At 64.0% G+C, this 13082-nt stretch carries 10 protein-coding genes and 1 pseudogene; 8 read left to right on the forward strand and 3 right to left on the reverse strand.

Going from position 1 to position 13082, the window contains the following annotated elements:
- The first annotated feature begins 401 nt into the window (after positions 1 to 401).
- The 5 genes from aceK (at position 402) to J7302_RS22795 (ending at position 6772) form a co-directional block, all read left to right on the forward strand.
- A complete protein-coding gene (gene aceK / locus J7302_RS22775) occupies positions 402 to 2138 on the forward strand; it encodes a bifunctional isocitrate dehydrogenase kinase/phosphatase (protein WP_215380083.1) in 1737 nt (578 codons plus the stop codon).
- A gap of 10 nt (positions 2139 to 2148) precedes the next feature.
- Positions 2149 to 3168 carry an AraC family transcriptional regulator gene (locus J7302_RS22780; RefSeq protein ID WP_215380085.1) on the forward strand — a complete coding sequence of 340 codons (1020 nt, stop codon included), beginning with the start codon at positions 2149 to 2151 and terminating at the stop codon, positions 3166 to 3168.
- A gap of 237 nt (positions 3169 to 3405) precedes the next feature.
- Positions 3406 to 4329: a family 43 glycosylhydrolase gene (locus J7302_RS26995; RefSeq protein ID WP_215380087.1), complete on the forward strand. Its 924-nt coding sequence runs from the start codon at positions 3406 to 3408 to the stop codon at positions 4327 to 4329.
- 317 nt (positions 4330 to 4646) lie between these two features.
- Positions 4647 to 5687: a histone deacetylase family protein gene (locus J7302_RS22790; RefSeq protein WP_215380089.1), complete on the forward strand. Its 1041-nt coding sequence runs from the start codon at positions 4647 to 4649 to the stop codon at positions 5685 to 5687.
- Positions 5684 to 6772 (forward strand): extracellular solute-binding protein, encoded by a 1089-nt coding sequence (locus J7302_RS22795; RefSeq protein ID WP_215380091.1) that lies wholly within the window; start codon positions 5684 to 5686, stop codon positions 6770 to 6772. The genes J7302_RS22790 and J7302_RS22795 overlap by 4 nt, the downstream gene beginning before the upstream one ends.
- Here J7302_RS22795 and J7302_RS22800 read toward each other — a convergent pair.
- Positions 6756 to 8047: pseudogene (locus tag J7302_RS22800) on the reverse strand (MFS transporter). The gene J7302_RS22795 and the pseudogene J7302_RS22800 overlap by 17 nt on opposite strands.
- A gap of 108 nt (positions 8048 to 8155) precedes the next feature.
- Between J7302_RS22800 and ptrR the strand changes: the two are divergent.
- On the forward strand, positions 8156 to 9028 hold the full coding sequence (gene ptrR, locus J7302_RS22805; protein ID WP_215380094.1) for a putrescine utilization regulator PtrR: 873 nt from the start codon (positions 8156 to 8158) through the stop codon (positions 9026 to 9028).
- A 2-nt stretch (positions 9029 to 9030) separates the two neighbouring features.
- Here ptrR and J7302_RS22810 read toward each other — a convergent pair whose 3' ends face one another.
- Positions 9031 to 9945 (reverse strand): LysR family transcriptional regulator, encoded by a 915-nt coding sequence (locus J7302_RS22810; protein ID WP_215380096.1) that lies wholly within the window; start codon positions 9943 to 9945, stop codon positions 9031 to 9033.
- 174 nt (positions 9946 to 10119) lie between these two features.
- On the opposite strand from J7302_RS22810, the gene J7302_RS22815 reads away from it, so the two are divergent.
- Together J7302_RS22815 and J7302_RS22820 are read left to right on the forward strand one after the other, a co-directional pair.
- The gene (locus tag J7302_RS22815) at positions 10120 to 11445 is read left to right on the forward strand and encodes an MFS transporter (protein ID WP_215380098.1); all 1326 of its coding nucleotides are present in this window, start codon (positions 10120 to 10122) and stop codon (positions 11443 to 11445) included.
- Positions 11446 to 11666: 221 nt separating this feature from the next.
- The gene (locus J7302_RS22820) at positions 11667 to 11987 is read left to right on the forward strand and encodes a DUF2025 family protein (RefSeq protein WP_215380100.1); all 321 of its coding nucleotides are present in this window, start codon (positions 11667 to 11669) and stop codon (positions 11985 to 11987) included.
- Between the two features lie 140 nt (positions 11988 to 12127).
- Here J7302_RS22820 and J7302_RS22825 read toward each other — a convergent pair whose 3' ends face one another.
- A complete protein-coding gene (locus J7302_RS22825; RefSeq protein ID WP_215380102.1) occupies positions 12128 to 13078 on the reverse strand; it encodes a GlxA family transcriptional regulator in 951 nt (316 codons plus the stop codon).
- Between the last annotated feature and the right edge of the window lie 4 nt (positions 13079 to 13082).

Below are 13082 nucleotides of genomic sequence, written 5' to 3' on the forward strand. Positions count from 1 at the left end.
ATGGCGCCCCCGTGGATACCGGCGAGGGATGACGAGGGGCTGGCGGGCCGTCGCGCCAGCGCTGGTATCCGTCCTTCAGGGCATCAAAGGTGTCGATGATGAGTGCGAGCATGGAAATCCGTTCCTTTGCAGTACTGGAGGGCTGTGGCGTAACCTGCCTACTGCAACCGACTGGTCAGGAAGCGGGGGCGCCGGTGGCCATCTAGGCGGATTTCAGCAAGGGCTGGAAATAGGAACGGTCTGGAAGGATGTTGGATTTGTCCTAAAGAAGGTTCGCGGGCGCAGTTGGCTTGGTGAGGGCTTCGGCTTCTTGCTGTTTTGGTCTACCGCGCGGTAGACCTTCTTTTTGCCCCGACCTCTGGATAAGCTCGCCATTCCTGTTCCGCAACCGAGACAAATCCATGGCGCAGCAATGGCCGGCAGAAAATATTGCGCGACTGATCCTCGAAGGCTTCGACGACTACCGTGAGCACTTCCGCCAGATCACTGATGGCGCACGTGCTCGCTTCGAGCATGCGCAGTGGCAGGAAACCCAGCACGCTGCCGCCGAGCGAATCGCCCTCTACGAGGTCAAGGTCAGCGAGGTCAGCGCCCGCCTGCGTGCGGCGTTCGATGCCGAGGCGTTGTCGGACGTGCAGCTCTGGCCCTTGGTGAAGAGCGCCTACATCAGCCTGATCGACCTGCGCTACGACGATGAGCTGTCCGAGACCTGGTACAACTCGATCTTCTGCAGCCTGTTCAGCCATGACCTGATCAGTGACGGCTGCATGTTCATCCACACCACCCGGCCTTCGCTGCGAGCCCATGAGCGGGCTCCACAAACCCGCAGCTACCGTCCCGAGGGTCGCCTGCACGCGGCACTGAGCGCGATCCTCGACGATTATCGCTTCGATGTGCCCTATGACGACCGCCCCGGGGACCTGGAGCGGCTGGAGGCGCAGTTGCGCGAGCACCTGCCGGATTGGGTCTGCAAGGACCCGGAGCTGTGCATCGAACTGTTCGGCTCCACGCTGTACCGCAACAAGGGCGCCTACCTGGTTGGGCGCATCTATACTCGTGACGAGCAGTGGCCCCTGGTGATCCCGCTGCTGCACCGCGAGGGCAAGGGGATCCAGGCCGATGCCGTGATCACCGATGAAGCAGATGTGTCGATCATCTTTTCCTTCACTCGTTCGTATTTCATGGTGGATGTGCCGGTCCCGGCGGATTTCGTCGGTTTCCTCAAACGCATCCTGCCGGGCAAGCACATCGCCGAGCTGTACACCTCCATCGGCTTCTACAAGCACGGGAAGTCGGAGTTCTACCGCGCCCTGATCAACCATCTGGCCAACACTGACGATCGCTTCATCATGGCGCCCGGGGTTCGTGGCATGGTGATGAGCGTGTTCACGCTGCCGGGCTTCAATACGGTGTTCAAGGTCATCAAGGATCGCTTCGCGCATGCCAAGACGGTTGACCGCAACACGGTGATCGAGAAGTACCGCCTGGTGAAAAGCGTCGACCGTGTGGGGCGCATGGCTGATACCCAGGAGTTCGCCGACTTTCGCTTTCCCAAATCCAAGTTCGAGCCGGAGTGCCTGGCCGAGTTGCTGGAAGTCGCCCCCTCCACCGTTGTGCTGGAAGGCGACGTGGTGCTGATCCGTCACTGCTGGACCGAGCGCCGCATGACCCCACTGAACATGTACCTGGAGAGCGCCAGCGAGGCCCAGGTGCATGAAGCGCTCTACGATTACGGCCTGGCCATCAAGCAACTGGCCGCGGCGAACATCTTCCCCGGCGACATGCTGCTGAAGAACTTCGGCGTCACCCGTCACGGCCGTGTGGTGTTCTACGACTACGACGAGATCTGTTTTCTGACCGAAGTGAACTTCCGCGTTATTCCGCCGCCGCGTTATCCGGAAGATGAGATGTCGTCCGAGCCCTGGTATTCCGTGGCGCCGAACGACGTGTTCCCCGAGGAGTTCCCACGCTTCCTGTTTGCCGATAAGGGCCAGCGCCTCCTGTTCAACAAGCTTCACGGCGACCTCTATGAGGCCGAGTACTGGAAGAGCCTGCAGGACGCCATTCGTGGCGGCAAGGTGATCGATGTCTTTCCGTACCGGCGCCAGGAGCGGGAACTGACCGAAGCCATCCAATAGGCCGCCAACCATGCCGGAGCAGAATTTCTCCCGCGCCACCTGGCTCAACTCGCTGCACATGTCGGCCCTGACCGTCGCCTTGCTGCGCGAGCAGGGCATTGCCGCTTGCGATGTACTGGCCGGTTCCGGCATCAGCGAGCAGGACCTGGCCGAGTTGCAGAGGCTGGTCAACCCTGAGCAAGAGCAACTGGTCTTCGCCAATGCCGTGCGCCTGGCCCCGAAACCTGCCTTGGGCTTGGTGCTCGGCCTGCGCACGCGAATATCCGCCTATGGCCTGCTGGGCTACGCGATGCTTTCGGCGCCGACCCTGGGTGAGGCCCTGCGCATCGGCCTGAGCTATCCGGTGCTGCTGGGCACCTACTTTCGCCTGACGCTGGAGCAGGATGGCGACCTGACCTGGCTGGTGGCTGGCGGCTATGGTGAAGACGAGGCACTGCGACCTTTCAACACAGAACTCTGCCTGGGTTCGCTCAAGGTGATCTGCGCCGATCTGTTGGGCCAGCCGCTGCCGCTACGAGCGGCGCGGCTGGATTATCCCGCCAGCCCCGGCATGGCCAAGCCTTATGCGCGAGGCTTCGGTTGCGCAGTGCGGTTCGCTGAGGAGAGCAGCGCCATCGGCTTCGACACCTCGTGGCTGGCGCGACGACTGCCACTGGCCGACCCGGTCACGCACAAGGAAATGCTCGAACAATGCCGTCGCCAGAACGTCGAGTTCGCCGCTCGGCGTGCCTGGCTGGAGCGCGTGCGCGGTCTGCTGGCTGCCCGGCTGCAGGCGCCGCCCGGGCTGGAGGAGCTGGCCCGGTTGATGAACTGCTCGTCGCGCAGCCTGCGCCGGCACCTGGCCCAACAGCAGACCAGCTACCAGCAGCTGCTGGACGAATTGCGCTTCACCCGCGCCAAGGAAATGCTCCAGCAAGGCGATATTCCCATTTACCGCATTGCCGAAGAGCTCGGCTTCAGCGAGACCGCCAGCCTGCGCCATGCCTTTCAACGCTGGAGCGGACAGCCGCCGAGTCATTTTCGGGGGTGAACCGGTCGCTCCGGTATGCAGGAGACGTGGTGGCCAAGTCTTTGATCGGCAAGGCTTGCGGGCGTGACTCCGTAGGTGGTCTGGTAGTCCCAGCACGATGGGCTGAGGTTTGGATCGTGAGAACCAGGCCAGGCATTCCGCCAATTTGCTAGCTGGCCCGCCTTTTGCCTTGGAGCTAGCCGCCTGAGTGAATGGTCGATGGTTGATTGCCAGTGGTCCCTTGGCTGTTCGGCTGTCGTGGACACCTATTTCAACAATGAGACCCAAATGAAGAAACAAGCCCTCGGTTTGCTACTGATTGCGCTGTTATCGGGATGTAGCGAACCTCAGAAACCATTCCGCAACGCGGATGCGATCGCCGATCACGGTGAGCTTTTCTGTTTCGAACATGGGATCAACGAGTTCGACCTCGCCATGGACGGCAATGATTACCTGTTGTTTTCGCACGAGTTCGATACGGGGGACACCAAGGTTCGCCGAGCAACGACCGTTGACGGCTTGGCCCAAGCCGTACCGGTGTCAGTACTGCCCGGCCGCTTCCCGACGGTGTTCCAAGCCGATGGTCGCTGGCATGCCTGGGTTTACGACGCTACCGCAGGCATGACCGACCACTATGTGGCTGATCGTTGGGACGGCCCTTACCAGCGCCTGCAGAATACCGGTATCCGCGCTGCAGACTGGCACGTCCGGCGTAATCCAGCCGATGGCCTTTATTACGCGACCTACAAGTCCATCGACAGTCTCTTCGCGGGCCTGGCCCGCGCTGAGGATCCGGCGGGGCCCTGGGAGGATCTGGGATGGATCTTCGATGAGCAACCCAGGGCGGGCTGGCACTCATATGAGGAAGCTGACCCGGCGATCTTCTTTCGCAAAGGGCATGCCTATGTCCTCTTCGCAGGTTGGAACACACGGTCCCCAGCCACCGATGGTGGCCTCCAGCGCATAGGCGTCGTTGAACTTGACATGAAGCGCTTCAGGGTCAAGGGGCCCGCGACGATACTCATCGAGCCAAAGCAGGCTTGGCAGCGGCGGGGGAACAGTACCAAGGTGTTCAACCCGGTGTTCATGGAGACGCCCCAGGGCGAGCGCATCTTCTATGCGCACAATCCATCGGCACGGGGTATCTGTGCAGGCTTTGGCGTGGCCGACGTGGTCAAGTGATCATGCATTTGTGGGTTTGAGGTTGGTGGTCTCCCAAGTTGGCCTTGTACGCTGCGAAATCCATAGTCCATTTGAAACAGCCTGCGTCACTCATCCCTCGCTGTTTGTAGCGGGGTTGAACGAACACGATACCCATCGCATGGGGGTGATGGGTATCGCTGCGCGTGGCGCAGCGCCGTCCTAGCTATCCTGCGAGCTATACGGCCAGATAGGTTGGCCATTTAAATCCCCTATTGGCCGTTCCCGCCGTTCTTCCAAGGCCATCCCCCCGCGCAGAATCGCCTCACCAAGAACAAGACCCAAACGAGGTATCTCCCATGCTGACCGTCTACAGCGACGATCACCGTCTCCACTTCGGCCAGTCTGAACTGGTCGATGGCAAGCTCCAGCCCTGTTTCGAAATGCCCAGCCGCGCGGATACCGTGCTGGCGCGGGTTCGCCAGCAGAATCTTGGTGAGGTGATCGCGCCCGAGGATTTTGGCCTGGGCCCGATCCTGCGCGTGCATGACCGTGGCTACGTGGAGTTCCTCAAGGGTGCCTGGGTACGCTGGGCGGCCGAAGGCCACAGCGGCGACCTGGTCTCCACGACCTTCCCAGCGCGCCGCCTGCGCCGCGACGGCCCGATTCCAACCGCATTGATGGGCGAACTCGGCCATTACAGCTTCGACACCGAGGCGCCTATCACCGCGGGTACCTGGCAGGCCGTCTACAGCTCCGCGCAAGTGGCGCTGACCGCCCAGGACCACATGCGCCAGGGCGCCAAAACCGCTTTCGCTCTCTGCCGTCCGCCGGGACACCACGCCGGCAGCGACTTCATGGGCGGCTACTGCTTCTTCAACAATGCCGCCATCGTGGCCCAGGCCTTCCTCGATCAAGGCGCCAAGCGCGTGGCCATCCTCGACGTCGACTACCACCACGGCAACGGCACCCAGGAGCTTTTCTACGACCGCAGCGATGTCTTGTTCGCCTCGATCCACGGCGATCCGCTGGTGGAGTACCCGTACTTCCTCGGCCATGCCGATGAGCGCGGCGAAGGTGAGGGCACCGGTTTCAACCACAACTACCCGCTGCCTCATGGCACTGACTGGGCAGGCTGGTCCGCGGCCCTTGACGATGCCTGCCGCAAGATCGCGGCCTACGCCCCGGACGCGCTGGTAATTTCCCTCGGCGTGGACACCTACAAGGAAGACCCGATCTCCCAGTTCAAGCTGGATTCGCCTGACTACCTGCGCATGGGTGAATGCATTGCCGCCCTAGGCCTGCCGACCCTGTTCATCATGGAAGGCGGTTATGCGGTCGAGGCCATTGGCATCAATGCGGTGAACGTCCTGCAGGGTTACGAAGGGGCGGCCAAATGAACGGCCGCCACCTGCTAGTCGCCGTCGTCGTTGCTGGCACGGCGCTGAATGCTGTCGCGGCACCCGAGGTACGTATCTACAACTGGTTCGACTACATCGGCCCCAACACCCTGAAGAACTTCCAGCAGGCCAGTGGAATAGCGCCCAAGTACGACGTCTACGACAGTAACGAAGTGCTCGAGGCCAAGCTGCTATCTGGTCGCTCCGGCTATGACCTGGTAGTGCCCAGCGACGGCTTCCTGCCGAACTATATGAAGGCCGGTGTGTTCCAGCCACTGGACAAGAGCAAGTTGCCCAACTGGAACAACCTCAACCCGGCGCTGCTCAAGGTGCTGGCTGCCAAGGACCCGGGTAACCAGTACGTGATGCCCTACATGTGGGGCACCAACGGCATTGCCTACAACGTCGACAAGGTCAAGGCCGTGCTCGGCGAGAATGCGCCGGTGGATTCCTGGGAGCTGATCTTCAAACCGGACAACCTGGCCAAGCTCAAGGAATGCGGTGTGGCTTTCCTCGACTCGCCCACCGAAGTGATTCCCGAAGTGCTGCATTACCTTGGCCTGCCGCCCAACAGCCGCAACCCGGACGATTACAAGAAGGCCGAAGAACTTCTCGCCAAGCTGCGTCCCCACGTCAGCTACTTCAGCTCGTCCAAGTTCGTCACTGACCTGGCCAATGGCGAGGTTTGCGTGGCCCTGGCCTGGTCCGGCGGCGCCATGCAGGCAGCTGCCCGTGCGCGGGAAGCTGGTAACGGCGTGAAGGTGGAGTACCGCATCCCGAAAGAGGGCACAGCGGCCTGGTTCGATGTGCTGGCGATTCCGAAGGACGCGAAGAACGTCGAGGAGGCGCACGCCTTCCTCAACTACCTGCTGCGTCCGGAGGTGGTGGCGCCCATCTCCGATCATGTGGCCTATGCCAACCCGAACCAGGCAGCGGACAAACTAATCTCGGCCGAACTGCGCGACAACCCTAACGTCTACCCGCCGGTTGAGGTGCAGGCCAAGCTGTTCTCGGTGGAAATGCTGCCGCCGAGGCTGGAGCGCATTCGCACGCGTACCTGGACGAAGATCAAGACCGGGACCTGATCTGAGTTCTGTTCTGTGGGGGGCTAGTTCGGAGTCCTTCCGGCACCCCGTACCCCAAGCCCCTCTCCCTGTGGGGGAGGGGAGCATTCCGAGCCACTGATTGGGCTGTTGTTGTGGGGGCGAATGAATTCGTCCCCACAACATTCGTGGTCCGGCCCAGCATCAATCCGCCCGCCATCAACAATCCTGCTCCCGCCACATAGAGCGCCGGCTGCAAGCCGCCGCTGAGGTGACTGCTCGCGGCCGCCAGCAGTGGGCCGAGCAACTGGCCCAAGGCGAAGCTGGCGGTCAGCAGCCCGACATTGCGTTGATGCCCCTGCGGGTCGAGTTCCCGCGCGTACTGCATCACCAGTTGCATGCCGGCCAGGAAGGGGCCGCCTGTCAACGCCACGCCCAGCGCCAGTCCGGCCATGCCGGGCAAGGTGCAGGCGAGGGTGCCAAGCGCCTGGAGACAAAGCGCCACCACCAGCCAGCGGCGAGTGCCGCCAGGAGTCTGTTGGCGCAAGCTGACCAGCATCACCCCGAGGGTCGCCGCCAGACCGAAGGCGGGCCAGAAGAGGTCGGCCTGCCATTGGCCATGGAAACGCGAGGCGGCCATCTGCGACAGGAAGGTGGCCGGAATGATGTAGCCCAATCCCACCAGGCTGTAAGCCGCCAGCAGTGCATAGAGCGCGCGGGGCCGGTTTTGGTGGGGGAGGGGATCGGTATCGCTTGCGGGCTGCGGCCGCGGCAGTAACGGCTGGGATACCAGCGCCAGCAGCAGGGCGATGCCACCAAATACCAGCCAGATGGAGTCGGAATGCTGCCCGTGCAGGTTCATGCCCAGGGCCGTGAGGCCGGTAATCATCACGCCGACGCTAGGGCCGGCGAACACCAGGCTACCCAGGCGTGGGCGTCCGGCCTGTACCGCCAGTTGCTGACTGAGGCCGGTGATCACCACCAGCACCCAGGCACTGGCGATACCCAGTCCGAAGCGGAGCAGAGTGTGGGGCCAGAAGCCTTCCACCCAGGCCGAGGTCAGGGTCAGACCGACGCACAACCAGAGGCCACCCTCCAGGCGCAGGCGGGATTGCTGCGGTGTGCGCGCCTTGAGGGCGTCCAGCGCTCCCACGAGATAGCCAAGGTAATTGGCCGCTGCCACCAGCCCTGCGCCGGCAAGGCTGATCTGGCCCTCGGCGATCAGATGCGGCAGTTGGGGCGTCAGGGCGAACGGCCTACGCCCATGGCCACAACCAGGGCCAGGAAGCTGGCGAGGAGTCGAATCAGCGGGGACATGGCGGATCTCCGAAGCTGGTCGTCGGATTTCCATGCTAGGGGCTGGATGTGTTCATTAAAAACGAATAAAAAAGAAATACTTATTCAGTAAATGTGAATGGTATCTCCATGGAACTGAGCCAGCTTCGTATCTTCCAGGCGGTGGCCGAGGAAGGCTCCATCACCCGCGCGGCGAGCCGGTTGCACCGCGTCCCGTCGAATCTGTCCACGCGCTTGCGCCAATTGGAGGAAAACCTCGGTGTCGAGCTGTTCCTGCGCGAGCGCCAGCGTCTGCAGCTGTCGCCGGCGGGCAAGGTCCTGTTGGGTTACGCCGAGCGCATGTTCGCCCTGCAGGCAGAAGCCGAAGCTGCCCTGCGGGGCGGTGAGCCAGCCGGCGACTTCGTGATCGGTTCCATGTTCAGTACGGCCGCCATTCATCTGCCGCCCATGCTGGTGAGCTACCACCGCACCTGGCCGGCGGTGAACCTGCAGGTGCAGACCGCACCCAGTGGCGAGCTGTTGGACGGCCTGCTTGGTGGGCGCCTGGATGCCGTGCTCGTCGACGGCCCACTGGAGTTCGCTGAACTGGACGGCCTGCCGATGTTCGAGGAGGAGATGGTGCTGATCACCGAGGCCGCCCACGGTCCAGTGAAGTCGGCCGAGGATGTAGCCGGGCTGGAGGTCTATGCCTTCCGCCAGAGCTGTTCCTATCGTCGCCGTCTGGAGGCCTGGTTCGTCGCATCAAGGGTGCCGATGGCTCCACCGATGGAGATCGAGTCCTATCACAGCATGCTGGCCTGCGTGATCGCCGGCGGTGGTATTGCCCTGGTGCCACGCTCGATGCTGGAAAGCCTGCCGGGGCGCGAGGAAGTACGAGTGCATGAGTTGGCGGCGCCGTTCAACCGCACTACCACCTGGCTGATGTGGCGAAAGGGCATGCTTGGTGCCAACCTGCGAGCCTGGATCGACCTGCAGCAGGGGCGCCTGTCGGGCGGCCAGTAACGTCAGCGGGATTTGCCGCTGCTGAGGGCAGCGGCCTCGCGGGTGACCAGGTCGACAAAGGCCAGCGCCAGTGGTGAGCGTTCGCTGCGCTGGCGCACCAGCCATACGGCGGTCGTGGCGCCCGGGTCCAGCAGGGTGCGATAGACCACGCCGTCCACCCGCGTACGGCGGAACGACGCCGGCAGCACCGACACGCCGAGTCCCGCCGCCACCAGGCCGATGATGGTCATGGCCTCGCTGGCTTCCTGGGCGATGCGCGGGGAGTAGCCGGCCTCGCGGGCGAGGGCGATGAGCTGGTCGTAGAGGCCGGTGCCGAAGCTGCGGGGGAAGAACACGAAGGGCTCTTCGGCCAAGTCGGCCACCGCGATGCCTTCATCACTGCCGAGGGCCAGTGGGTGGTCGGCACGCAGCACGGCCACCAGCGGCTCGCGGAACAGCTCCACCGCCAGCAGGTTGTCCGGCAGCTCCAGCGGACGGATCACCGCCACTTGCACGTTGCCCTCCAGCATCGCCTTGAGTGACTCGGCGCTACTGCGCTCCTGCAGCTCCAGGTGCACGTCCGGGTGGGCCTGGCGAAAGGCGTGGATGCTGCGCGGGATCGTGGAGGTAAAGGGCGCTGAGGACGTGAAGCCCACTTTCAGCTCGCCGAGTTCGCCGCGGTGGGCCCGCCGCGCCACCTGCACCGCCTTGTCCACCTGCACCATGACCTGGCGTGCCTCGTCGAGGAAGCGCCGGCCGGCTTCGGTCAGCTCCACGCGACGGTTGGTGCGCTCTAGCAGGCGCGCGCCGATTTCCTCTTCCAGCGCCTGGATCTGTTGGCTCAGTGGCGGTTGGGAGATACCCAGTTGCTCAGCGGCACGACCGAAATGCAACTCTTCTGCGACCGCGATGAAGTAGCGCAGGTGTCTCAGTTCCATGGGGCGGCCCTTTGATATGTTTTTAGTATCAAACGTGTCGAACAATATATTGGAGATAATATAAACCGACCGATATGCTGTCGCCCATAAACCCAACAACGACTTCCCCAGCCCCTGATCCAGGCGGCACGGCATCGTTGTGCCTGCTCGCCGCAAACTAATGAATGGTGCCCCGTGAGCAAATCCCAGGCAGTACTGCAACCCGAAGACGAACCCGCGAATAGCCCGGCGGCCTCCGAAGTCGCTTCCGAGTTGTCGGACGCCGCCGCCAACGACGCCGAACTCCCCACCTACATCAAGAAAGGCACGCCCCAGTTCCGCCGCACCGCGCTGGCGCTGTTTTCCGGCGGCTTCGCCACTTTCGCCCTGTTGTACTGCATCCAGCCGATGTTGCCGGTGTTGTCCCAGGCCTTCGCCATCACCGCCGTGCAGAGCAGCCTGGCGCTGTCGGTGTCCACCGTGATGCTCGCCCTCGGCCTGCTGGTCACCGGCCCGCTGTCGGATGCGATCGGACGCAAGCCGGTGATGGTGGTCTCGCTGCTCGCCGCGGCCTTGTTCACCCTGGCCAGCGCTGCCATGCCTACCTGGGAAGGCGTGCTGGTGATGCGCGCTCTGGTGGGCCTGTCTCTCAGCGGCCTAGCCGCCGTGGCCATGACCTACCTGAGCGAGGAGATCCATCCGCAGCACCTGGGCCTGTCCATGGGTCTCTATATCAGCGGCAATGCGATCGGTGGCATGAGTGGCCGCCTGATCAGTGGCGTGATGGTCGATTTCGTCTCCTGGCACGCGGCGCTGGCGGTACTCGGTGGCTTGGCTCTGGTGGCGGGCGTGGTGTTCTGGCGGGTGCTGCCGGAGTCGAAGCACTTCCGCCCGTCGCCGTTCAGGCCCGTGACCCTGGTCGAGGGCTATCGCGTGAACTTCCGTGACGCCGCGCTGCCCTGGCTGTTCCTCACCGGCTTCCTGCTGATGGGCGCCTTCGTCACTCTGTTCAACTACATCGGCTATCGCCTGCTGGCCGCGCCCTACCAGATGAGCCAGGTGCTGGTGGGGCTGCTCTCGGTGGTCTACCTCGCCGGTATCTACAGCTCGGCCTGGGTCGGCTCGCTGGCGGACAAGCTGGGCCGGCGCAAAGTCCTCTGGGTGGCGATCCTGCTGATGCTCGGCGGACTGCTGCTGACCTTGTTCCAGCCGCTGTGGCTGATCCTGATCGGCATGGTGGTCTTCACCTTCGGCTTCTTCGGCGCCCACTCGGTGGCCAGCAGTTGGATCGGCCGTCGTGCCCAGCGCGCCAAGGGCCTGGCCTCTTCGCTATACGTATTCAGCTACTACGTCGGTTCCAGCCTGGCCGGCACGCTGGGCGGCCTGTTCTGGGTGCACTACGGCTGGGAAGGCATCGGCCTGTTCATCGGTGGTCTGCTGGTGATCGCGGTGGCGGTGGCCCTGCACCTGGCCCGTCTGCCGGCACTGCCCGGCAACGCCATCGTCCAGCCGGCGCACTGAGGATCGAGGCGGCTCGCCGGCGTTCTCGCTGGCGGGCGACCGGACCGATGGCTCGGGCGGTGCGACCCAGGTGCCCGGGGTGCGACAGCGAGTCCTGTGCGAGGCACTCCCCGTCGAGTGACCGGACTGGCAGAATGAGTCTCCAGCCCGCCGGTCAGAGTGGGCGCATTCCTGCCTTCATGCGTGCGAAACCCGTTCCGGCTCGACCAAAGGGAGTACACATGGGCATCACATCCGTCGATATCTGCAACGCCGCCGACGCGCTCAAGGGGTTCGTCGGCTTCAACCGCAAGCTGGATAAGTACATCGTGCGCTTCAGCGAGGACTCGTTCGGCATGGACGTGCCCGACGACAGCATCAGACCGACCTGCGAATTTGTTTGGGCAGAGAAATCCGGCCGAGTAATGAGCCTGAGCCGCGAGTGCCTGCAGATACTGGCGGAGCAGAACGTCAACGACCGCCTCAACCTGGGCGATGTACTGCAGGTCTATCTGCGGCGCACCGACCTGCCCGAGATAGTCGCCGAGCGTCGACGGCTTTGAGCGACCCCCATTCCCGGTTGACGACTTCATCCGCTCCCTGCGCTGGCCAGCCTCCGCGCTTCGCCGCAAGACAGCCAGCGCAGCGCCGCCCCATCCATCGATGCAGGCGCCTCCGCTCGACCCGGCGCGCAATTGGCAGTTCAGTTGCCCTTGAAAGTCTGCCGCCAGGCGATGGGGGAGACGCCGAAGGCGCGGCCGAAGTGGTGGCGCAGAGAGGCGGGGGAGCCGAAGCCGGCCAGGCTGGTGATCCGCTCAACCGGCTGATCGGTGGTTTCCAGCAGGCGCTGGCACAGGCCGAGGCGCTCGGCTAGCAGCCAGTCGCCGACGGTGCTGCCGGTGAGCTGGCGGAAGTGACGGGTGAAGGTGCGCCGGCTCATCAGGGCGCGCTGGGCCAGGCTGTCGAGACTGTGTTCCTCGTCGAGGTGGGCGCGCACCCAATCCAACAGTGCGCTCAGGCGGTCGTCGCGGGCGCGCAGAGGCAGCGGCTGCTCGATGAACTGCGCCTGCCCGCCCTGTCGATGGGGCGGTACCACCAGCCGGCGGGCAACGCTGTTGGCGACCTCCGCGCCGCAATCCTGGCGCAGCAGGTGCAGGCAGCAGTCGAGGCCGGCGGCGGTGCCGGCCGAGGTCAGCAGATTACCGTCTTCCAGGTAGAGCACGTCCGGGTTCACCTCCACTCGCGGGTAGCGCTGGGCGAAGTCCCGCGCCCAGGCCCAGTGGGTTGTGGCGCGGCGACCGTCCAGCAGGCCGGCTTCGGCGAGGACGTAGGCGCCCAGACACAGGCCCACCAGCCGGGCCCCGCGCTGGTGGGCGGCGACCAGCGCCGCCAGAAGTGCCGCAGGCGGTCGCTCGGCAGGGTCGCGCCAGCTCGGCACGATCAGCGTATTGGCTTCGGCCAGAGCGGCGAGGCCGTGGCTGACGGCGATGTCGAAGCCAGCGGTGGTGCGCAGCGGTCGGTCTTCGCCGGCGCAGACGCGCAGGTCGTAGTTGGGCATGCCGGGGTGGCGATCTCCGAACACCACGCAGGGCACGGAGAGGTGGAAGGGGCTGATGCGGTCGAAGGCGACCACGGCAACGACAGGGGCGGGCATGGAG

The sequence above is a fragment of the Metapseudomonas boanensis genome (assembly GCF_018704125.1).
Lineage (GTDB): Bacteria > Pseudomonadota > Gammaproteobacteria > Pseudomonadales > Pseudomonadaceae > Metapseudomonas > Metapseudomonas boanensis.

Bases quoted from the DNA above. Each gene is read 5' to 3' on its own strand.
- ptrR (WP_215380094.1), top strand. From the start codon at position 8,156: ATGGAACTGAGCCAGCTTCGTATCTTCCAGGCGGTGGCCGAGGAAGGC.
- J7302_RS22795 (WP_215380091.1), top strand. From the start codon at position 5,684: ATGAACGGCCGCCACCTGCTAGTCGCCGTCGTCGTTGCTGGCACGGCG.
- aceK (WP_215380083.1), top strand. From the start codon at position 402: ATGGCGCAGCAATGGCCGGCAGAAAATATTGCGCGACTGATCCTCGAA.
- J7302_RS22825 (WP_215380102.1), bottom strand. From the start codon at position 13,078: ATGCCCGCCCCTGTCGTTGCCGTGGTCGCCTTCGACCGCATCAGCCCC.
- J7302_RS22790 (WP_215380089.1), top strand. From the start codon at position 4,647: ATGCTGACCGTCTACAGCGACGATCACCGTCTCCACTTCGGCCAGTCT.
- J7302_RS22780 (WP_215380085.1), top strand. From the start codon at position 2,149: ATGCCGGAGCAGAATTTCTCCCGCGCCACCTGGCTCAACTCGCTGCAC.
- J7302_RS22820 (WP_215380100.1), top strand. From the start codon at position 11,667: ATGGGCATCACATCCGTCGATATCTGCAACGCCGCCGACGCGCTCAAG.
- J7302_RS22810 (WP_215380096.1), bottom strand. From the start codon at position 9,945: ATGGAACTGAGACACCTGCGCTACTTCATCGCGGTCGCAGAAGAGTTG.